Here is a 21,492-nt window from a genome sequence, read left to right on the forward strand (position 1 = left end):
TATGTTCCAGTTATTTGCCATTACTCAAAAGTACCTTTACCGCTTAACATTTATATATTGCGCATGCCCATTTTGTAACCCCCAAAAGCAGCATTCCTAACCGTCTTAACTCACTGGTAATAAGCACTATTCTTACCCTTAATCCAAGTTTACCCGAAAAACAATTCGAGCATGCTCACTTTCGTTGAATCTAATGCGCAATATCACACTTTGATTTTTTGTTATATATCTGACGATAAAAGAGTTAATCCCATAAAGCAATGCTAAACCGTGCAACATCACTGAAGAATGTGCGCAAACAACTGAATCAACCAACCTGTCATAATCGGCAGAGCCGTACCAAATAACCCGCATCTAACGTACAATCCCCCCTTACCACCATTAACCTGCGCACGATCACATGACATTTTCTGATCTCAAACTTTCCCCTGAAACCCTTACTGCCCTAGCACGCCAGGGGTATAGCGAACCTACGCCCATTCAGACTGAAGCTATTCCCTTGCTGCTAGCGGGGAAAGACGTCATGGCGGCGGCGCAAACGGGTACGGGAAAGACAACGGCCTTTACGGCGCCTATTTTAGAGCTTTTGAAAGGTAACGAGCGCGCAACGGCAAACACGGCGCGCGTACTCATTTTAACGCCCACTCGCGAGTTAGCGGCTCAGGTGGGTGAAAACGTTGCGAACTTAAGCGCGGGCCTGCCATTGAATTACGCGGTGGCGTTTGGTGGTGTGAAAATTAACCCGCAAATGATGAAGCTTCGAAAAGGCGTGGATATTCTGGTGGCAACGCCGGGACGCCTGCTGGACTTATACAAACAAAACGCGGTTCGCTTTCCTAAGTTAGAGGTGTTGGTGCTGGATGAAGCCGACCGTATGCTCGACATGGGTTTTATTCACGACATTAAGAGCATTATTAAGTTACTGCCGGCTAAGCGCCAAACGCTGCTTTTCTCGGCAACTTTTTCTGACGACATTCGAGCGCTGGCTAAAGGCTTACTGAAAAGCCCGGTCGAAATCTCGGTTGCACCACCCAACGCCACTGCCGAGCCTATTGAGCAAACAATGTATGAAGTACAAAAAAGCCAAAAGCTGGGGCTTCTATTAAAACTACTGAAAAGTCTGGAGCAACCCAAAGTGCTTGTGTTTTCGCGCACCAAGCAAGGCGCTAACCGGTTAGTTAAGCAGTTGGATAAAGCTGGCTTCTCAGCGGCTGCTATTCACAGCGCCAAAAGTCAGGGGGCCCGCACGAAAGCGTTGTCCGACTTTAAAAGTGGCAAAGTGCAGGTGCTTATCGCCACTGACATTGCCTCACGGGGCATTGATATTGAAAAGCTGCCGTACGTGATTAATTACGACCTCCCACACGTCGCAGAAGACTACGTGCACCGTATTGGTCGCACCGGCAGAGCCGGCCAAACGGGTCATGCTATATCTCTGGTTACAGAGGAGGACGCTCCCTTTCTGCAGGCCATTGAAAAACTCATTGGCCAGCCAATTGAACAGCGTACCTTGGAAGACTCTGCTAAAGTTAAATCATAAACGGAGAGCCCAAAAATGAGTAACTTAGCCAAAGCGTTAGAAAGTGAATGCCAAATTGTCTCGGGGTGCAATGCGCTTAAGCGCGTCATTAGCCCTAAATCGCGTGACTTGGGCGGTTTTACGGTAAAGCGCATATTACCTTCGGTAGGCATGAAATCAGTCGGCCCCTGGGTGTTCTTTGATCATATGGGTCCTGCTGAGTTTGCCGCTGGTGACGGTATTAACGTGCGCCCTCATCCACACATTGGGCTGGCTACGGTTACTTATTTGTTTGAGGGTGAAATTCAGCATAAAGACTCGCTAGGCACGGATGTTGCGGTGCAACCGGGTGACATAAACTTAATGGTTGCTGGTCATGGCATTGTTCACTCAGAGCGGCAACTTGAGAAAATTACAAAACACCCTCACAGCACTCATGGTTTGCAATTATGGTTAGCACTGCCGCAAGCCCATGAACAATGTGAGCCCAGTTTTCATCATTACAATAGCGACAACCTGCCTACGGTGAAGTTTGATGGTGCGCGCGCAAAAGTACTTATTGGCGAGGCGTTTAGTGAACGTTCTCCGGTGAAAACATTTTCTGAGACCCTGTACGTTGAAGTGAATTTAAACGAGGGCATAAGTTTCGAGCTTCCCAAGGTTGAAGAGCTTGCGCTTTATGTCGTTGCAGGCAGCCTGAAAATAGAAAACTTTACTTTGGCAGACCACCACATGGCGATATTCAATGAAGAGCAGGGTATAAAGGTGACCGCACAGGCTAACACTCGCTTTGTGTTGGTAGGTGGGGCCTCGCTTGGTCCTCGCTTCATGGAGTGGAACTTTGTGGCAACCGATCAAGCATTGATTGATGCGGCCAAACAGCGCTGGCAACAGCAGGAGTTTCCTGACGTGCCAGGAGATGCTGAGGAGTTTATTCCACTGCCGGAGTCAAATTAAAAGTGATAATTACTAAATTTATTAGCTAAGAGCCACGCATCTCAGCAAAAGGTCAGCGGAACTTTCTTCGAATGTTTTCAACTAATAAGCCATACTCAATAACAATTTAAAATAATGAAAATCGCTTTCCTGATTTCAATTTTACTAATCTTAAGCGCCTCTCCAGCCATAGCTGGCGAAAAATACCTGCGTAATGATGGTACGGAAATTCAATATTACTTAGATAACGCCACTGCCGATAATTTGCTGGTGATTTTTCAGGGTTCAGACTGTAACAGTGTCCGTCACATGGAGTCAGTTACGACTATTTGGCAAGCACTAGCTCCTGATTCCGCGCTGTTAACGATTGAAAAGTACGGCATTAACGATAGCTTACTTTACTCCTCCGGAGAGCGAGGCGATTGCCCTACCAAATACCTTCAACACAACACAATGGCGCAGCGAATTAATGACGGAGTCCAGCTCATCGACGCTTTGAAGAATTCCTATGACAAAGTCATAGTCGCGGGAGGCAGCGAAGGCGGCTCCATTGCGCTGGCGGTAGCCAAACGAGTTTCGGGCTTGCACTCCGTACTAGCGTTAAACTCGGGTTCCTCCAGCTTTCAGCATGATATCGAATTCAGCATTAAACAGACTGTACCAGAAGACCAACGTAATGAAGCTTTAAACGGATTTCGACAATTTGTGGCGCGAATTAAACAAAGTCAGGAGCCTTTTCCAGCCAACGTCAGCGGACACGGTTACGCATACTGGAAAGATGCCTTAGAGCGAGACTTACTCAAGCCCCTAACAAGCATTGATGCACCTGTAGTAGTTATACAGTCACAGGAAGATAAAAGTGTCGACCCTGAGCAAACGCGGCGGGAAATAAACAGAATTATTTCCAATGGCGCAACGCATATAACACTAAAGATGTTGCCCAGACTTGATCACGGTTTTCGAGATTCAAATGGCCAATCCCAACTAAAAAATGTTGTTGAGGGTGTATCTAATATCATCAATACTAAATGATCGAGAAATCTAAAAAGACAGTTACGCCATGCCAGAAAATTTAAAACTCTACGAAGCTATTATGCTGCTCGCATTGTGCGAAGAAAAAGGCACCATGAGTGGTATGTACGTGGAATACGCAACCTCCGGAGCCATAGCCGCTGAGTTACTGCTGCTGCATCGGATTAAGGTTGATGAAGCCAATAAAAATAAAGTTGCGGTGCTCGATGACAGCCCTACTGGCGACGCACTGTTGGATGAAGCCCTCACGATGATTACTGAAGCCACGCGTCCACGAAAACTAAAAGACTGGGTCCACAAGCTTGGCGGTATTAAGAACCTGAAACATAAAGTTGCACAAGCACTCGCTGATGATGGCATTGTGTCTCATGAAAAAGAGAAAGTGTTGTGGCTATTTGAACGCCAAGTTTACCCGGAGGTTAATCCAAAACCTGAGCAAGAGCTGCGTCAGGCCATGCGTGATGCAGTGCTAACTGATTCCGATGAAGTTCAACCTAAAGTAGCTATTGCCGTCGCATTAGCCAATAGCGCCAAGCTATTACCGCAAGTATTCAGTAAGCAAGAACTGAAAGACCGCAAACAACGCATAAAACAGCTAGAAAATGGTGAGCTAGTGTCTAAAGCCGCCAAAGAAGCCGTTCAGGCTATTGAAGCTGCGGTCATGATAGCCGCTATTATGCCCGCCATAACGGCAGCCTCAGCACCTACTTCCGGGGGTTGCTGAGGTATCAGCAACCCTATAGTTTTTTGTTCAGTCTTCAACAAATGTCTCGAGGAACCTTAACGCCAATGGGTTCTTCTCAATGTGTGCGCCAGTCAAACTATTTATTTCGAACCTCAGACCATCGGTATTTCCAAGTGCGACTAACGTTACCCCAGAGTTAGGGACTTTTAGTAGAAGCCCTGCATAAGCATCCGGCCACCAACCTCCGTGCCAAACTAATTTATGACCCTGCCAGTTCTGGACGAACCAACCGTAGGCATAAGGCATCGGATTCCCCTCTTTGTCACTCGCCGGGGACCACATTTTATCCATCAAGTCTTTAGGTAGGATACGTCCCTCGTCCAAAGCGATAGAATAATGAGCAAGCGCTTTTGCACTGACGATTATGCCTGAACTGGCGTTGAGTTCGGTATTCGGTAATACGGAATTAGCCAGCCCGTCGGACTCTTCCGACGCATGACGAAACGGAGGCGCGATATGAGTCAGTACCTCACTGGCAGCCGGATCTCGCCAACCAGCCGCGATATCCTCTAAGTCCCCCGCTTCAATAACGTATTTATTCACCCAATAACGCCAGCTTTTATCCGTATTCTCCTCTACCCAGTTAGACAACCGACCAAACACAATAGGGTTATAGAAAAAGCTCGTGCCTGGCTCGCCCTGTACCTGGTGTTGAAGTACATGACGCAACGTAATGACTTGGTCGCACTGTAAGTCAGGCACCTGGTAACCGTTATCCAACGTTCCACCACCAAATATATTGCCGCTTGTTGTTAACCAGTGACAACGTCTGTCCCAGTCACTTAAGGTGGTAAAGTCGGCATCGAGATCGATGTGTCCATCAGCTTCCATAGCCAACAAAGTTGCGCCAGTGAATGTCTTTGTAATGGATGCGGCAAGATACGAGGTATCTTCCGTTGTTGGCTCTTCGGCGTCATGATCCTGAAAACCAATGCTCTCGATCATAATAATTTCACCGTCTTTTACCACCGCAACGGACAAGCTCGGGATTAGGTTTTCTTTTCTGAACTCCTTTAAGTAAGCCTGAAATGACTGCATTTTTTCATTCGTAATCTGAGACTGTGCTACCGCTTTACTTGCTGAAAAACAGGCAAGCGTCGCCAGCAGCAAATAATAAATTATTGCTTTCATGATGGTTCCTTTATTAAGTAACTTTAAATGAGAGGTTTGGCGCTCAGCCGCGCTTGCCGAGAAAAGGAATACTGGGGTAAAAGTATTTCTGTGCTTTTATCACAGCAATAACGTTAACCAGCATCACTATGGCGGTGTAAGGAATAACGGCAATAAAGAATAAAAAGCCAAAACCTTCGACACTAAGCAATGCAATAAATGCAAGTGCGTATATGAGTGTCATGGTTATTTGAAAGTTGATAACCGCACGCCCATGAGCGTCGTAAAGTGAGTTGTCTTCACGCTTGTGAATCCAGATGAACAGCGGGCATAAAATATTAAGAAACGGCATCAGAAAGCCAATAAACGGCGATGCGTGCATTAATAACAGCCATTTAGTCTGAATATTCTCTTCGCGGGGGTCATTTAACTGCAGCAAGTCATCCACATCGACTTCAAGCGCGGCAGCCAGCAGCTTCACCGTTCTTAAATGAGGAGTGACTTCGCCTTTTTCTATGCGCTGGATAGTCCGAACCGTTATCTTTGTTCTATCCGCGAGTTGTTCCTGCGAAAACCCTTTCAGCTTACGTTGATAACTTAAGCGTTCTGCAAATTGGGTACTTTTCATTATTGTATTCAGCTCTCTTGCCCGATAGTTCGGGTAAAACTTTACTTAGAAACACCGGACATTGTTACGACATTGCCATGTCATGTTGCTGTCATTTAGGGAGACAGACGACAAGCAACGTATTATTTGAATAAATAGCACTAAACTTCTACTGTTTATAGTTAAGCCAATAAAGTATTCGCATCAATGGAGGTTCCATTATGAACGGCAGCTTTACTTGGAATGCAGACACACTGTTCGTCTTTAGCCTTAACGAGAACCAGCGAGTTTCTTATTGCCCGAATAATATTCAGGGCTTAATGCAAAAGGAAAAAGACGATCTACTACAGCAGCCACTTGATGCGCTTGTTGATAATAATGCCTTACCCGACAAAGTCATTAAAGAGGTAAATACGTCACTGAAGCGCGAAATGCCCTGGAGAGGCATTGTCCCTTTTGTTGTGCCAAATCGCGGAACCGTTTGGTTTGATGTGATTGTACGTGGCATATTTCGTCGCGGGAAAATTACGGGTAGCCAGTGGCTTATGCATCAGGCCGACACTCACTACGAACAAGCAGCTAAGCGAGTCTATAAGCGTCAAAGCGGTTGGTTTAATTGGTTAACCAAGCCCTTTAATCATTGGCGTAATAAGCGCAAGTGGGCTAAAGAGTTGGCTAACGCCGATGGTTCAACCGCAAAAACTCAACACCGCATATTTGGAGACGGGTCTCCCATGGGCAAAGCAATGTATGAGCTTGCACTACGCGAATCATCATTGCTGGCGCTTACCACCCGCCTGGGGGAAGGTAACGAAGTGTTAGCGGAAGCCGTTAATTCAACCTCTGAAAACGCGTCAAAAACTGCCGACGCCACCGAACAGACGGTTGAGGATATTGAACAAATTGCAGCCTCTATGGAAGAGATGGGACAGACCGTTGATGAAATTGCCCGCAATGCAAATGACTCTTCAAGTGCGTGCAATGATGTTAGCGACCAAACAAAAAGTGCCGCCGATTTTATTGCGGACAGTAGCAAGAAAATTACTCAGTTGGTGAATGTCGTTAACGAGAGTGCTAAGCAAACTGAACAACTCTCTCGTAATGCCGACTCAGTAAAAGAAGTCAGTGAGAAGATTGATGCTATCGCTGAGCAAACGAACCTGTTGGCTTTAAATGCTGCTATTGAAAGTGCCAGAGCCGGTGAACATGGTCGTGGATTTTCTGTTGTCGCCGATGAAGTGCGCGCCCTTTCTCAGAAGACACAGCAAGCTGTCGACCAAATTGAAGAGACGGTCAACCGTATGACGCAATCCATGACCACTTGGCGTAATAAAATGTACGAACAACGAGATTTGGCTGAGGAATGCGGAGAGCTAGGCCGAAAATCTGAGCAGCAGGTTTACGAAGTGACTGAAGCCGTAACGGGAATAAATGATCGAATGACGCAAATTGCCGTTGCCGCTGAAGAACATACGAGTGCGGTTTCCGAAGTGAAAGACAGCATGATGTCCATCAACGACAACGTACGCAGTGCTAATAGACTCACCCGTGATACAGAAGGTGAAGTTAAAGCGATTAAAACCCGCTTGCGCGAGTTTCGTTCGCTGGTTGAAGCCTTTGAAGAAGACTAGCTTTTCAATTCGCCAGAGGACGATTCTATGTGCGCCCGGACGAACCACTGGAATTGCTCGAGCTCTGCTAACTGCCCGGTTAACATGTCTTCTGATACCGGGTCGAGCTCAGCCAGTGTTTCCATCGCTTCCCGGTGGTCACCGTTGACGCCGTTATAGACCTTGTCCAGAGCTATTAAATGCTCTGCCACCAACCCTTTGCCTAAAGAGTAGTCTTCCCATCTGCGACGGTCGGCAATCGCTTTAGGCGTACCTACAGGAACGCCACCTAACGTCGCAATTCGTTCTGCAATGGTATCGGTCATTTCACGTACAGCGTCGACCTGAGGGTCTAACATTTCATGCACACCAATAAAATTTGGTCCAACAACGTTCCAGTGCACATGTTTTAGTGTCAATTGCAGGTCAAGCAATGCGACTAAGCGATCATCAAGAATTGCTATGACTTTATCCGCCGACTCACTTTTCATTCCCGGTGCTGTAAAGTCTGCAACTTGGCTTGCATTATTGCTACTCATATTGCCTCCTGATTTATTAACGTTTCAATTAAGCTTACGCATAAAATTATCAGGAAGATCGCTTTGTGACTGCGCGCAGTAAAGGCGAAATAAGACAAGGGCTGGTGCCCGGTGTTGTAGTTCTGTCATGTCAGGGTGTCGAAGGCCATGGATGGCCTTCGTCAAGCTCACACGGACGTGCTAGTAGCGCCCCTGACATAACAGAACTACAACACCCAACCGGCTCTTGGCTTATTCCGCCTTTATTCCTTAGAGAGCAGACACAAAAAACCCGGCGCGAAGGCCGGGTTTTGTTTAAGCGTTGGCGGGATATTACCAGCCAGTTTTCTCTGCAACAGCTTTGCCGATGTCGGCCAGGCTGCGTACAGTTTTAACGCCTGCCGCTTCAAGTGCAGCAAATTTCTCGTCAGCAGTACCTTTACCGCCGGCAATGATGGCACCAGCGTGGCCCATACGTTTGCCCGGAGGCGCAGTAACACCAGCAATGTAAGAAACAACCGGCTTAGTGACATTATTTTTAATGTACTCTGCCGCTTCTTCTTCTGCTGTACCGCCGATTTCACCGATCATAACGATTGCTTCGGTTTCTGGATCTTTTTCGAACAGTTCCAGAATATCGATGAAGTTAGAACCCGGGATAGGGTCACCACCGATACCAACACAGCTAGATTGACCAAAGCCTGCGTCTGTCGTCTGCTTAACCGCTTCGTACGTCAATGTACCTGAACGCGACACGATACCCACTTTACCTTTCTTGTGGATATGGCCAGGCATAATACCGATTTTGCACTCGTCCGGAGTGATAACACCCGGGCAGTTTGGACCGATCATACGCACGCCTTTGTGCGTTAGGTATTCTTTAACGTAAAGCATATCCAGCGTCGGGATACCTTCAGTAATACAAACAATCAGTTCGATACCAGCGTCTGCTGCTTCGATGATTGAGTCTTTACAGAAAGGAGCCGGTACGTAGATAACTGATGCCGTTGCGCCAGTTGCTTCTACCGCTTCTTTTACGGTGTTGAACACAGGCAGACCTAAGTGCTCTTGACCGCCTTTACCAGGGGTAACACCGCCAACCATTTGCGTACCGTAAGCAATTGCTTGCTCAGAGTGGAAAGTACCCTGACCGCCAGTGAAACCCTGACAGATTACTTTGGTGTTTTTATCGATCAAAATGCTCATTATTGACCTCCTGCCGCAGCAACCACTTTATCGGCAGCATCAGACAAGCTCTCTGCAGCGATAATGTTCAGGCCACTTTCGTTCAATTTCTGTGTACCCAGTTCAGCGTTGTTACCTTCAAGGCGAACAACCACTGGTACTTTAACGCCCACTTCTTCAACCGCGCCGATGATACCTTCTGCGATCATGTCGCAACGAACGATACCACCGAAGATGTTAACCAATACGGCTTTAACAGAGCTGTCAGACAAGATAATTTTGAACGCTTCAGAAACACGCTCTTTTGTCGCGCCGCCACCAACATCAAGGAAGTTAGCTGGCTCGCCGCCGCTCAGTTTAACGATGTCCATAGTACCCATCGCCAAACCTGCGCCGTTAACCATACAACCGATGTTGCCGTCTAACGCTACGTAGTTTAGTTCCCACTTAGCCGCTTCCGCTTCACGAGAGTCTTCTTGCGACGGATCGTGCATTTCCTGGATTTTCGGCTGACGGTACAATGCGTTGCTGTCGATGCCGACTTTCGCATCCAGGCAGTGCAAGTTGCCTTCGTCAGTGATAACCAACGGGTTAATTTCCAACAGCGCTAAGTCATAAGTTTCAAACATGTTCGCCAAGCCTAAGAAGATTTTGGTGAACTGCTTAACTTGATCTGGCGTTAAACCCAGTTTGAAACCTAATTCGCGACCTTGGTATGGCTGAGGGCCAACCGTTGGGTCAATTTCAACTTTCAGAATTTTCTCTGGCGTTTCTTCAGCAACGGTTTCTATTTCTACGCCGCCTTCAGTTGACGCCATGAACACGATTTTACGTGAACCACGGTCAACAACTGCGCCTAAGTAAAGCTCGTCAGCAATGTCAGTGCAGCTTTCAACCAAAATCTTAGCAACCGGTTGACCTTTCTCGTCGGTTTGGAAAGTTACTAAGTTTTTGCCTAACCACTGTTCTGCGAATGCACGAACTTCGTCTAAACTTTTAACCAACTTCACGCCGCCCGCTTTACCGCGACCGCCTGCGTGAACCTGACATTTTACGACCCAAATGTCGCCACCAATACGTTTTGCCGCTTCTACAGCTTCATCAGCTGTGTCGCACGCAAAACCTTCAGATACTGGTAAACCGAACTCTTTAAAGAGTTGCTTACCCTGATACTCATGCAAATTCATGATGCTCTTCCGATTCGTTGAAACAACAAAAGCAGCTTACCTGCTGCCTACCCGAATACCGCGCCGAATTTTAACGTGAACGGCGCAAAATTAACAGCCGCAAGCTAAATTAGCATTGCGGCTGGTTCTCAGCGTCTTTAGATATCCAGGATAAGACGTTGAGGATCTTCTAACAGCTCTTTGACGGTGACTAAGAAGCCAACCGACTCTTTACCATCGATAATACGGTGGTCATAAGAAAGAGCTAAGTACATCATTGGCAAGATTTCAATCTTACCGTCGACAACCATTGGGCGCTCCTGGATTTTATGCATACCCAGAATGGCGCTTTGAGGTGGGTTCAAAATTGGCGTAGATAACAGTGAACCAAAGACACCACCGTTGGTAACCGTAAAGTTACCGCCTTGCATTTCTTCAAGGGTTAATTTGCCGTCACGACCTTTAATGGCCAAGTCGCGAATGCCTTTTTCCATGTCTGCAATTGACATTTTGTCGGTGTCGCGCAGAACAGGGGTTACCAAGCCGCGCGGAGTCGAAACTGCAATGCTTACGTCAAAATAGTTGTGATAAACAATGTCATCGCCATCGATAGACGCATTTACGTCCGGGAAGCGTTTCAGTGCTTCAGTCACAGCTTTAATATAAAAGCCCATGAAACCTAAACGCGTGTCGTGCGTTTCTTCAAAGACGTCTTTGTATTTTTTACGCAAGTCCATGATTGGCTTCATGTTGATTTCGTTAAACGTGGTCAACATAGCCGTGTCATTTTTCGCTTGCAACAGACGCTCAGCAATACGCTTACGCAGACGTGTCATTGGTACACGTTTCTGGTCACGGTCGCCTGAAACCGCAGGCTGTTCAGACTGCTGCTTGCTGCTGTCAGAAGACTTAGACGCTGATTTAGAAGAACCTTCTTTTACATGCTTCTCAACATCTTCTTTCGTGACTCGGCCACCTTTACCTGTGCCTTTAACGTCACTTGGTTTTAAGCCGTGTTCACCTAATAAACGACGTACCGCAGGACCCGCGACTTCGCTGTCACCGCCGTCGTCTTTGTTTTCTGCTGAAGACTCAGATTTGCTGTCTTCCGACTTACTTGAGCTGCCGCCTGAAGAAGCGCCCGCTTCAACGATACCGATAACGTCATCCGCACCAACCGTTGCGCCTTCGTCGTGTTCAATTTTAACTAACACACCGTCTGCAGGAGCAACGACTTCCAGAACCACTTTATCGGTTTCAATGTCGACTAAGTTCTGGTCACGTTTAACTTCGTCACCTTCTTTAACGTGCCAAGCTGAAATCGTTGCATCAGAGACCGACTCTGGTAATTGAGGAACGGTCACGTTCATCTTTTCACCTGAGCCTTTCTTCTCAGAAGAATCTGACTCTTTCTTGTCATCCTTCTTGTCGGCCTTTTTGTCGCCGTCGTCTGACTTCTCTTCTTTCTTTGAGTCAGAGCTTTCAGCGCCATCGCCTTCTTCAATTTTGCCGATCACTTCTTCAGCCGTAACAGTTGTACCTTCATCGGCAATAATTTCGCCGAGTACACCGTCCGCTTCTGCGACAACTTCAAGCACTACCTTATCGGTTTCGATGTCCACCAAATTTTGGTCGCGCGACACTTTGTCGCCAGGTTTTACGTGCCACGTTGCGATGGTAGCATCTGCAACAGATTCGGGTAATTGAGGAACTTTAATATCAATCGCCATGGTTCATCTTCACCTATTTAATGGTTAGCGCTTCGTCAACGAGTTTTTGTTGCTGTTTGTTGTGCTCGGATAAATACCCCACCGCTGGAGCCGCTGACGCGTCTCGACCACGATAAGTTAATTGAGCACCGGAAGGTATCGCAGCCCAGAAGTTGTGCTGGCTACTATACCAGGCACCTTGGTTCTGCGGCTCTTCCTGACACCAGACAAAGTCCTTGACGTGTTGATAATTTTGCATGATATCGGCTACTTCTTCCGCAGGGAACGGGTATAGCTGTTCGATACGAATAATAGCCACATCGTCTTGTTCACGGTCGCGGCGTTCTTTCAGTAAGTCGTAATACACCTTACCTGAACAAAGCACCACGCGTTTTACTTTTTTCGGATCCAAAGAGTCGATTTCACCAATCGCGTTTTGGAAGCCTGTATTTTCTAACTCGTCCATCTCTGAAATAGCCAGAGGATGACGGAGCAATGATTTTGGCGTCATGACAATTAACGGACGGCGAACCGGGCGTAATTGTTGACGGCGAATCATATGGAATACTTGTGCTGGGGTAGTCGGTACGCACACTGACCAGTTGTGGTCGGCCGAAAGCTGCAAGAAGCGCTCCAGACGCGCTGATGAATGCTCAGGTCCCTGACCTTCATAGCCATGAGGCAATAACAACGTCAGTCCGCATAAACGCCCCCACTTCTGTTCACCAGAACTGAGGAACTGGTCAATAACAACCTGAGCACCGTTCGCGAAGTCACCGAATTGGGCTTCCCACATAATGAGTGATTTTGGCTCGGCTGTGGCGTAGCCGTATTCAAACGCCAATACTGCCGCTTCTGACAACACAGAGTCATAAATTTCGATTTGCCCCTGACCCTCTCTAATGTGGTTCAACGGCATATAAGTGCTGGCATCTTCTTGGTTATGCAATACCGCGTGACGGTGGAAGAACGTACCTCGGCCGGAATCCTGACCGGTTAGACGAATATGTACGTCCTTATCAACCAAAGTCGCGTACGCCAGGCTCTCTGCAAAGCCCCAATCTAAGGCTTTGTCGCCTTTCGCCATTTTTTGGCGCTCTTGGTAAACCTTCGCAACACGGGAGTTCAGCTTATGCTCTTCCGGATACTGGGAAATTTTCTCAGCCAATTCTTTTAGCTTTTTCGCTGATACTTTGTAGTCGTATTCTACGTCCCAGTCATTACCGATATACGGTGTCCAGTCCACTGAATGAGCACGCATTGGACGGTGTTCTTCGACAACCACTTCACCTTTATCTAAGGCGTCACGGTAGTCCTGCACCCACTGTTTTGCATCGTCTTCGCTGACAGCGCCTGACTCGTTTAAGCGTTTTGCATACAGCTCGCGCGCTACCGGATGCTTTTTGACTTTCGCGTACATTAACGGCTGCGTTGCGCTTGGCTCGTCCGCTTCGTTATGGCCGTGACGGCGATAACAAACCAAATCAATCACTACATCACGCTTAAAGGTGTTTCGATAATCGAGCGCTAATTGTGTAACGAAAACAACCGCTTCGGGGTCGTCTGCATTTACGTGGAAAATTGGCGCCTGAACCATTTTCGCAATGTCAGTACAGTATTGTGTCGAACGAGCATCTTCTCGTTTCGATGTGGTGAAACCTACTTGGTTATTCACAACAATGCGCACTGAACCACCGACCTGATACGCTCGGGTCTGCGACATGTTAAACGTTTCTTGTACCACACCCTGACCAGCAATAGCCGAGTCACCATGAATGGTAATCGGCAGTACTTTCTCGCCTACCTTGTCGCCTAAGCGATCCATACGAGCACGAACAGAACCGACAACCACTGGATTCACAATTTCTAAGTGCGATGGGTTAAAGGCCAGTGCTAAATGCACGTCTCCGCCTGGGGTAGCGAAATCTGAAGAGAAGCCCATGTGATACTTAACGTCACCAGAGCCCTTACTTTCGCCATGCTTACCCGCGAACTCATCAAACAAGTCTTGTGGCTTCTTACCTAAAACGTTAACCAATACGTTCAAACGTCCGCGGTGAGCCATACCAATGACGACTTCTTTTGCGCCCTGCTCGCCTGAGCGAGAAATTAACGCTTTCAGCAGTGGTACTAAGCTGTCGCCACCTTCCAGTGAGAAACGCTTCGCGCCCGGGAACTTAGAACCTAAGTATTTCTCCAGACCGTCTGCAGAAATGAGTTCACGCAGAATTTTTTTCTGTTGCTCTTTATCGAACTTCGCTTTACCTAAATTACCTTCTAGGCGCTGCTGAATCCAACGTTTCTCTTCGGTAGAAACGATGTGCATGTATTCAGCACCGATAGAGCCACAGTAAATGTTCTCAAGAACATTGTGGATGTCTTTAAGCTTCATCGTCTCACTGCCAACCGCCAGCGAGCCTACGTTAAACTCACGATCTAAATCGTCTTTTGATAACTCATGAAAATCGAGAGAAAGGTCAGGAACGGTGTCTTGCTTCCACAATCCAAGCGGGTCGAGGTTAGCGTGTTGATGACCGCGGAAACGATACGCGTTAATCAGCTGCAAGACTTTAACTTGCTTTTGGTCGCTGACCGAGCTGCCGCCACCAGACTGTTTGAGTTTATTCTTCGCTGCTTCACGGAACTGTTCGCGAACATCACTCATTTTCGTATCTGTTGCCTTGCCATCGCTAGGCAGTGCGTCAAACACCTTACGCCATTCGTCGCTAACAGCGGTTGGATCATCCAGATACGCCTCAAACATTTGCTCAATGTAGGCAACGTTCCCACCGGCTAGATGCGAAGTTTCTAGCCATTCACGCATTACACCGTCTTGCATTGCGTTTCCTTCACCTAAATATGTAAACCGATTTTATAAAAAAATAGCCATCCTTTGTGGGATGGCTATCCACAACATAAACCGTTCAAATTGACACGCAGTGAGTCTTAGACCGCGCGATTCAACAGCATCGATTTAATGTGGCCAATAGCCTTAGTTGGGTTCAACCCTTTTGGACAAACATTGACACAGTTCATAATGCCGTGGCAACGGAACACACTGAATGCGTCGTCTAAATCATCCAAGCGCTCGTCGGTTGCTGTGTCACGGCTATCGATTAAGAAACGATACGCGTGCAACAGGCCGGCAGGACCGATGAACTTGTCAGGGTTCCACCAGAACGACGGGCATGATGTTGAACAACATGCACATAAAATACATTCATACAGTCCATCAAGCTTAGCACGCTCTTCAGGAGACTGCAGACGCTCACGCGCCGGCGGCGTTTTCTCGTCGTTAATCAGGTACGGCTTAATTTTCTCGTACTGCTGATAGAACTGGCTCATATCGACAATTAAGTCACGAACAACCGGTAAGCCAGGTAACGGACGAATGACAATTTTGCTGCCTTTCAATGCTGATGTTGGCGTAATACACGCCAACCCATTTTTACCATTGATATTCAGGCCATCAGAGCCACAAACGCCTTCACGGCATGAACGCCGGAACGCCAACGACGGATCTTGCTCTTTCAATTTGATAAGCAAGTCCAGCACCATCATGTCTTGGTTTTCTTCCACCTCTAGGGTGTAGTCCTTCATGTACGGTGCGTCATCAACATCCGGGTTGTAACGATAAATCGAAATATTCAATGTTTTCATCGCTTTAACCCCTTAATTAGTACGTACGAGCTTTCGGAGGGAAAGCTTCGCGCAGTTTCGGTGCCATATTAACCTGACGAGTCACCATGTCTTCAGATTCTGGGCGGTAAACAGAGTGAACCAACCATTTTTCGTCGTCACGGTTAGGATAGTCAGCACGGCTGTGCGCGCCACGGCTTTCAGTACGGAAGTTTGCTGCAACCGCAGTTGAGTATGCCGTTTCCATTAAGTTATCAAGTTCCATACACTCAACACGCTGAGTATTGAACTCTTTCGACGTGTCGTCTAAACGTGCATGCTTCAAGCGCTCACGAATTTCTTTCAATTCTTTCAGACCTTCCGCCATTGCGTCGCCTTCACGGAAGACCGAGAAGTTCATTTGCATGCAGTTTTGCAGATCTTTCTTAATTTGCGCCGGGTCTTCACCTTTTTGTGTATTTTCCCAACGGTTGTAGCGAGCCATGGCCGCTTCAACATCAGACGCTGACGACTCACGCGCTTCGCTGTTAGCCGCCAGTGTCTGACCTAAATGCATACCCGTCGCGCGACCAAATACGACAAGGTCAAGCAGTGAGTTACCGCCCAAGCGGTTTGCACCGTGAACAGATACACAGGCAATTTCGCCACAAGCAAACAGACCAGGTACGGGTTTGCTTTCACCTTTGTCATCAACAGTCAGAGCCTGACCGTTAACGTCGGTTGGGATACCACCCATCATGTAGTGACAGGTTGGAATAACCGGAATAGGCTCTTTAACCGGGTCAACGTGAGCAAAGGTACGAGACAGGTCACAAACACCCGGTAAACGGCTTTCCAGCGTTTCTTTGCCTAAGTGATCCAGTTTCAATTTGAGGTGTGTACCCCAAGGACCGTCACAACCTCGACCTTCACGAATTTCGGTCATCATTGAACGAGCAACAACGTCACGCGATGCTAAGTCTTTTGCGTTTGGTGCGTAACGCTCCATGAAGCGTTCGCCGTCTTTGTTTAACAGGTAACCGCCCTCGCCACGGCAACCCTCGGTTACCAGACAGCCTGAACCGGCGATACCGGTTGGGTGGAACTGCCACATTTCCATGTCTTGCACAGGAACGCCGGCACGTAACGCCATGCCAACACCATCACCGGTATTGATGTGTGCGTTCGTGGTTGAAGCGTAGATACGACCAGCACCGCCAGTTGCTAAGACAACCGCTTTGGCTTTCACGTAGTAAACTTCACCCGTTTCCATGTTCAGAGTAGTGACACCAGTAATAGCACCATCTTGGTTCTTCACCAGATCCAGCGCATACCACTCAGAAAACACAGTCGTTTTGTTCTTAACGTTTTGCTGATACAGCAAATGCAACAGTGCGTGACCAGTACGGTCCGCAGCTGCTGCGGTACGAGCGGCTTGCTCGCCACCAAATTCTTTTGACTGACCACCAAATGGACGCTGGTACACTTTACCGTTCTCAAAACGTGAGAAAGGTAACCCCATGTTTTCCAGTTCCAAAATAGCTTCCGGACCGGCTTTACACATGTACTCGATAGCGTCCTGGTCACCAATGTAGTCCGACCCTTTAACGGTGTCGAACATGTGCCATTGCCAGTCATCTTCGTGTGCATTACCTAAAGCAACGGTAATACCGCCTTGTGCAGAAACCGTGTGAGAGCGCGTCGGAAACACTTTGGACATCAACGCACAGCTCATTCCCTCTTGGGAAATTTGCAGCGCTGCTCGCATGCCGGCACCGCCAGCACCAATCACCACTGCATCAAATTCTAAAGTTTTAACGTTCACTTAAACACCCCACAGTACGAATAAGCCAGTGAGCCAAACAGCGATGAGACCAACGCTGAAAACTAGCTGAATGAAAGCACGTAAGCCAGCGGCTTTTACGTAGTCAGTCAGTACCTGCCAAATGCCAATCCAACCGTGGATAAGAACCGCAGTCAGAACCAACATTGTGGCTACTTTCATCCAAATGTTAGCAAATAACCCACTCCAAACTTCATAGGTGACATCTGGCGTAGAAATGAAAAAGCCCGCCATGAATAAAGCGTATAAACAAATAACGATAGCGCTGGCACGAAGAAGAATAAAATCGTGCGAGCCACTGCGTCCGAAAGTAGCTGCTGCTGTTACCATAGCCAAACTCCTACTAGCACGGAAAGAAGAATAGAAAGCACAATTGAAACAATCGCGCTGGTTCTTCCCGAATCAAGCTCTTCCCAGTAGCCCATATCCATCACTAAATGACGCAGGCCGATAATTAAGTGAAATCCTAGCGCTGTCAAAATACCCCAGCCAATAAATTTAGCGATAAAGCTGGTCATCAGATTTTCAACTTGAGCAAAGCCTTCTGGTCCACTAAGGGAAACAGCAAAAGCCCAAATAAGGAAAACAAGAGACACCAGCATTACGACACCTGAGATACGGTGCAAAATAGATGCTTTGGCAGCGGCAGGAAATTTAATAGTTGATAAGTCTAAATTAACAGGTCTTTCTTTTTTCACGATAGATTGCCTTTTAATAAAGCACAAAAGAAATGTCTTTCACGTGTGTGCAACAAGATAATTGTTACAAATACGGTGAAAGAGTATATCGACCCAAGCCACATTTTACAACGACAAAACAACGATTCGATAAGTGAACTGTTTAGCCATGCGACTAAAGTCTAACTTAACTCAAAAATGAGTAATCTTTTCTTCATCTTCACTACGTATACTTTGCTAGAATTAGTTCACGTTCTGCGAATTAAATTGACATTTACGGGCATGATCGAGTTAAATTAGCCCACTTTTTCAAAGTAAACAGTGAGGAGATTTCCTTATGGCTGATCGTAAAGCCACTTTACAGATTGACGGCCAATCCATTGAACTGCCAGTACTTTCACCATCGGCAGGTAAGGATGTAGTTGACGTCCGAACACTGGGAAAACACGGTTACTTCACTTTTGACCCAGGGTTCCTGGCTACGGGCTCTTGCGAGTCGGCTATCACCTACATCGATGGCGAAAACGGTGTGCTTTTGCACCGCGGCTACCCTATCGGTGAACTGGCAACCAAAGCGGACTACTTAGAAGTTTGCTACATGTTGTTGCATGGCGAAGCGCCAAACGAAGAACAGTATCAAGAATTTAAGAGCACGATTACTAAGCACACGATGGTGCATCAAGGTATCCATAATTTCTTTAATGGCTTCCGCCGCGACGCGCACCCAATGGCGATGCTATGTGCGGTCACTGGTGCCCTGTCGTCGTTTTACCACGATGACTTAGACATCCACGATGAAAACCAACGTCTGCGCAGCGCTTACCGTCTAATTGCCAAAATTCCAACGATTGCTGCAATGGCATACAAGTTCAGCATTGGTCAGCCATTCGTTTACCCACGTAACGACTTAGGCTACGCAGAAAACTTCCTGAACATGATGTTCTCTGTACCGGCCGAGGACTACAAAATTAGCCCGGCTGTGGCTCGTGCTATGGATCGTATCTTCACGTTGCACGCAGACCACGAGCAAAACGCATCAACTTCAACCGTGCGTTTAGCAGGCTCTTCAGGTGCTAACCCTTATGCGTGTATCGCTGCGGGTGTTGCCTCTCTGTGGGGACCAGCCCACGGTGGTGCTAACGAAGCGTGCTTGCGTATGCTGGCTGAAATTGGCTCTGTTGAGAACATTCCTAAGTACATCGAGAAAGCAAAAGACAAGAATGACCCATTCCGTCTGATGGGCTTCGGTCACCGCGTTTACAAAAACATGGATCCGCGCGCGACTGTTATGCGTGAGTCTTGCCACGAAGTACTGAAAGAGCTAAACCGTGATGATCCATTATTGGACGTTGCAATGGAGCTGGAGCGCATTGCGCTTGAAGACGACTACTTCGTTGAGAAGAAGCTCTTCCCGAACGTTGACTTCTACTCAGGTATCGTACTGAAAGCTATCGGTATTCCGACAAATATGTTTACCGTTATCTTTGCCTTGTCACGTACCGTTGGCTGGGTGTCTCACTGGCACGAAATGATGGGCGAAGAAAACCAAAAAATTGGTCGTCCACGTCAGTTATACACTGGCTACACACAGCGTGAATTTAGCCCGATTAAAAAGTAAGGCTAACGGCTGTTCGAAAAGGCGCTCAATGAGCGCCTTTTTTATTGGCTAAAATTCAACAAATTTCCCGAAGATGTCGACAATTAGTTCGTGTACGTTGCTTTTTATTCCCTACAAAACGTGCAACTAGCCCTCAATTTATTTATACTACGTCGCATTTCGCTGGCCACCCATAGCGACAAGGCCGATTTCATTTTCAGTGAGTGCTAGCCACTGACTGCAGATAATTACAGAGAGGCTTATGCAGCAAGTAGTTAACGTACAACAACCCATCATTAAACCTCGTCGATTCAAGGTTTATCAGCACAGACAGCTTGATAAAATCGAAGCACTGAACAAAGTGCCGGATGATATGCGTTTCGAAATGAAAGTCGTAGCTAACGTACTGCCATTTCGAGTCAACGAATATGTGTTCAACGAGCTTATTGATTGGGAAAATGTACCCAACGATCCGCTGTTTCAGCTAACATTTCCGCAAAAAGACATGCTTGAGCCGTCTGCGTTTCAGCGCATGGCTGACTTAATGTCGGGTAAGCATACAACGAATGACGTGTTCGACTTGGCGACACAGTTACGTGAGGAAATGAACCCGCATCCGGCCGGGCAAATGCAGATGAACGTACCCCATGTCGACGGTGAACCATTACCCGGTATGCAGCACAAATACCGTGAAACGGTTCTGTTTTTCCCAGCTCAAGGTCAGTACTGCCACTCTTACTGTACCTTCTGTTTCCGCTGGGCTCAGTTTGTGGGAAAAGCGACTCGCTTTAATTCTAACGACGCTGATCAACTGCACCGCTACTTAGCGCAGCACAAAGAAGTCACCGATTTACTGGTAACTGGCGGCGATCCAATGGTTATGCGTACCCGCAAACTGGCTGAGTACCTTGAAGGTCTGCTGAAACCTGAGTTCGAGCACATTAAAACCATTCGTATTGGCACTAAGTCTCTCACTTTCTGGCCGTATCGCTTCATTACCGACCCGGATGCGGATGAAATGTTGCGCTTACTTGAGCGTCTGGTTGAAGGTGGTAAACACGTGTCAATTATGGCGCACCTTAACCACCCAAATGAGCTGCGTACCGAAGTCTGTCAGGAAGCCATTCGCCGTTTACGTAGTACCGGCGTACAAATTCGTTGCCAGGCGCCTCTGCTACGCCACATTAACGATGACCCGGACGCATGGGCAAACATGTGGACGAAGCAAGTGCAGCTGGGCATGATTCCTTACTATATGTTCGTTGAACGTGACACCGGTGCGAAACGCTACTTTGAAGTACCACTTGAGCGTACTTGGGAAATTTTCCAAAAGGCGTACCAGCAAGTTTCGGGTATTGCTCGTACTGTTCGTGGACCGTCAATGAGTGCCGGACCGGGTAAAGTCGAAGTGCAGGGCGTAACAGAAATTGCCGGTGAGAAAGTGTTTGCACTGCGCTTTATTCAGGGTCGTAACCCTGACTGGGTACAGCGCCCATTCTTTGCCAAATACGATCCGGACGCAACCTGGCTCCATCACCTTAAGCCGGCGTTTGGGGAAGAGAAGTTTTTCTTTGAAGATGAGTATGCGCAAATGTCCAAAATGGACTAGCAGATTCCGCA

18 protein-coding genes are annotated in these 21,492 nt (G+C 47.4%); 7 read left to right on the forward strand and 11 right to left on the reverse strand.

What is annotated here, in order from left to right:
• Positions 1-400 precede the first annotated feature (400 nt).
• From EST55_RS09065 to EST55_RS09080, 4 genes are all read left to right on the forward strand, one after another.
• Positions 401-1,540, forward strand: a complete 1,140-nt coding sequence (locus EST55_RS09065) for a DEAD/DEAH box helicase (protein ID WP_129497233.1) — start codon at positions 401-403, stop codon at positions 1,538-1,540.
• A gap of 15 nt (positions 1,541-1,555) precedes the next feature.
• Positions 1,556-2,476: a pirin family protein gene (locus tag EST55_RS09070; protein ID WP_129497234.1), complete on the forward strand. Its 921-nt coding sequence runs from the start codon at positions 1,556-1,558 to the stop codon at positions 2,474-2,476.
• Positions 2,477-2,590: 114 nt separating this feature from the next.
• Complete coding sequence (locus EST55_RS09075) at positions 2,591-3,487, forward strand: prolyl oligopeptidase family serine peptidase (protein WP_129497235.1); 897 nt, start codon at positions 2,591-2,593, stop codon at positions 3,485-3,487.
• Positions 3,488-3,515: 28 nt separating this feature from the next.
• On the forward strand, positions 3,516-4,211 hold the full coding sequence (locus tag EST55_RS09080) for a GPP34 family phosphoprotein (RefSeq protein WP_100691938.1): 696 nt from the start codon (positions 3,516-3,518) through the stop codon (positions 4,209-4,211).
• A gap of 27 nt (positions 4,212-4,238) precedes the next feature.
• Here the strand turns inward: EST55_RS09080 and EST55_RS09085 are convergent, their stop codons facing one another.
• Positions 4,239-5,363: a serine hydrolase domain-containing protein gene (locus EST55_RS09085; RefSeq protein WP_129497236.1), complete on the reverse strand. Its 1,125-nt coding sequence runs from the start codon at positions 5,361-5,363 to the stop codon at positions 4,239-4,241.
• A gap of 43 nt (positions 5,364-5,406) precedes the next feature.
• A complete protein-coding gene (locus EST55_RS09090; protein WP_129497237.1) occupies positions 5,407-5,970 on the reverse strand; it encodes a helix-turn-helix domain-containing protein in 564 nt (187 codons plus the stop codon).
• 200 nt (positions 5,971-6,170) lie between these two features.
• Between EST55_RS09090 and EST55_RS09095 the strand changes: the two genes are divergently transcribed.
• Positions 6,171-7,580 (forward strand): methyl-accepting chemotaxis protein, encoded by a 1,410-nt coding sequence (locus EST55_RS09095; RefSeq protein WP_129497238.1) that lies wholly within the window; start codon positions 6,171-6,173, stop codon positions 7,578-7,580.
• Here the strand turns inward: EST55_RS09095 and dps are convergent.
• From dps to sdhC, 9 genes are all read right to left on the reverse strand, one after another.
• On the reverse strand, positions 7,577-8,098 hold the full coding sequence (gene dps / locus EST55_RS09100; protein ID WP_129497239.1) for a DNA starvation/stationary phase protection protein Dps: 522 nt from the start codon (positions 8,096-8,098) through the stop codon (positions 7,577-7,579). The genes EST55_RS09095 and dps overlap by 4 nt on opposite strands.
• Positions 8,099-8,410: 312 nt before the next feature.
• Complete coding sequence (gene sucD / locus EST55_RS09105) at positions 8,411-9,283, reverse strand: succinate--CoA ligase subunit alpha (RefSeq protein WP_100691921.1); 873 nt, start codon at positions 9,281-9,283, stop codon at positions 8,411-8,413.
• The gene (gene sucC, locus EST55_RS09110) at positions 9,283-10,449 is read right to left on the reverse strand and encodes an ADP-forming succinate--CoA ligase subunit beta (protein ID WP_088767976.1); all 1,167 of its coding nucleotides are present in this window, start codon (positions 10,447-10,449) and stop codon (positions 9,283-9,285) included. Before sucC ends, sucD begins: the two co-directional genes overlap by 1 nt.
• Positions 10,450-10,586: 137 nt before the next feature.
• Positions 10,587-12,158, reverse strand: a complete 1,572-nt coding sequence (odhB, locus tag EST55_RS09115) for a 2-oxoglutarate dehydrogenase complex dihydrolipoyllysine-residue succinyltransferase (protein ID WP_129497240.1) — start codon at positions 12,156-12,158, stop codon at positions 10,587-10,589.
• A gap of 13 nt (positions 12,159-12,171) precedes the next feature.
• Positions 12,172-14,976, reverse strand: a complete 2,805-nt coding sequence (gene sucA, locus EST55_RS09120) for a 2-oxoglutarate dehydrogenase E1 component (protein WP_129497241.1) — start codon at positions 14,974-14,976, stop codon at positions 12,172-12,174.
• Positions 14,977-15,083: 107 nt separating this feature from the next.
• On the reverse strand, positions 15,084-15,797 hold the full coding sequence (locus tag EST55_RS09125; protein WP_129497242.1) for a succinate dehydrogenase iron-sulfur subunit: 714 nt from the start codon (positions 15,795-15,797) through the stop codon (positions 15,084-15,086).
• A 16-nt stretch (positions 15,798-15,813) separates the two neighbouring features.
• Positions 15,814-17,580 (reverse strand): succinate dehydrogenase flavoprotein subunit, encoded by a 1,767-nt coding sequence (gene sdhA / locus EST55_RS09130; protein ID WP_129497243.1) that lies wholly within the window; start codon positions 17,578-17,580, stop codon positions 15,814-15,816.
• Complete coding sequence (sdhD, locus tag EST55_RS09135; protein ID WP_053952372.1) at positions 17,581-17,928, reverse strand: succinate dehydrogenase, hydrophobic membrane anchor protein; 348 nt, start codon at positions 17,926-17,928, stop codon at positions 17,581-17,583.
• Entirely contained in the window at positions 17,922-18,296 is a 375-nt protein-coding gene (gene sdhC / locus EST55_RS09140; RefSeq protein ID WP_129497244.1) for a succinate dehydrogenase, cytochrome b556 subunit, read from the reverse strand. The genes sdhD and sdhC overlap by 7 nt, the downstream gene beginning before the upstream one ends.
• Positions 18,297-18,612: 316 nt before the next feature.
• Between sdhC and gltA the strand changes: the two genes are divergently transcribed.
• The gene (gene gltA, locus EST55_RS09145; RefSeq protein ID WP_088767970.1) at positions 18,613-19,893 is read left to right on the forward strand and encodes a citrate synthase; all 1,281 of its coding nucleotides are present in this window, start codon (positions 18,613-18,615) and stop codon (positions 19,891-19,893) included.
• 241 nt (positions 19,894-20,134) lie between these two features.
• Positions 20,135-21,481, forward strand: coding sequence for a 4Fe-4S cluster-binding domain-containing protein (locus EST55_RS09150; RefSeq protein WP_129497245.1), 1,347 nt, complete (start codon positions 20,135-20,137; stop codon positions 21,479-21,481).
• Positions 21,482-21,492: the final 11 nt, after the last annotated feature.

This window comes from Idiomarina sp. 29L (genome assembly GCF_004123135.1).
In the GTDB taxonomy this organism is placed as follows: domain Bacteria; phylum Pseudomonadota; class Gammaproteobacteria; order Enterobacterales; family Alteromonadaceae; genus Idiomarina.

Excerpts from the sequence above, each read along its gene's own strand:
- sucD (WP_100691921.1), bottom strand. The coding sequence starts at position 9,283 with ATGAGCATTTTGATCGATAAAAACACCAAAGTAATCTGTCAGGGTTTC.
- sucA (WP_129497241.1), bottom strand. The coding sequence starts at position 14,976 with ATGCAAGACGGTGTAATGCGTGAATGGCTAGAAACTTCGCATCTAGCC.
- EST55_RS09095 (WP_129497238.1), top strand. The coding sequence starts at position 6,171 with ATGAACGGCAGCTTTACTTGGAATGCAGACACACTGTTCGTCTTTAGC.
- EST55_RS09125 (WP_129497242.1), bottom strand. The coding sequence starts at position 15,797 with ATGAAAACATTGAATATTTCGATTTATCGTTACAACCCGGATGTTGAT.
- EST55_RS09070 (WP_129497234.1), top strand. The coding sequence starts at position 1,556 with ATGAGTAACTTAGCCAAAGCGTTAGAAAGTGAATGCCAAATTGTCTCG.
- EST55_RS09085 (WP_129497236.1), bottom strand. The coding sequence starts at position 5,363 with ATGAAAGCAATAATTTATTATTTGCTGCTGGCGACGCTTGCCTGTTTT.
- EST55_RS09065 (WP_129497233.1), top strand. The coding sequence starts at position 401 with ATGACATTTTCTGATCTCAAACTTTCCCCTGAAACCCTTACTGCCCTA.
- gltA (WP_088767970.1), top strand. The coding sequence starts at position 18,613 with ATGGCTGATCGTAAAGCCACTTTACAGATTGACGGCCAATCCATTGAA.
- odhB (WP_129497240.1), bottom strand. The coding sequence starts at position 12,158 with ATGGCGATTGATATTAAAGTTCCTCAATTACCCGAATCTGTTGCAGAT.
- dps (WP_129497239.1), bottom strand. The coding sequence starts at position 8,098 with ATGAGTAGCAATAATGCAAGCCAAGTTGCAGACTTTACAGCACCGGGA.
- EST55_RS09080 (WP_100691938.1), top strand. The coding sequence starts at position 3,516 with ATGCCAGAAAATTTAAAACTCTACGAAGCTATTATGCTGCTCGCATTG.
- sdhD (WP_053952372.1), bottom strand. The coding sequence starts at position 17,928 with ATGGTAACAGCAGCAGCTACTTTCGGACGCAGTGGCTCGCACGATTTT.
- EST55_RS09090 (WP_129497237.1), bottom strand. The coding sequence starts at position 5,970 with ATGAAAAGTACCCAATTTGCAGAACGCTTAAGTTATCAACGTAAGCTG.
- EST55_RS09150 (WP_129497245.1), top strand. The coding sequence starts at position 20,135 with ATGCAGCAAGTAGTTAACGTACAACAACCCATCATTAAACCTCGTCGA.
- EST55_RS09075 (WP_129497235.1), top strand. The coding sequence starts at position 2,591 with ATGAAAATCGCTTTCCTGATTTCAATTTTACTAATCTTAAGCGCCTCT.
- sucC (WP_088767976.1), bottom strand. The coding sequence starts at position 10,449 with ATGAATTTGCATGAGTATCAGGGTAAGCAACTCTTTAAAGAGTTCGGT.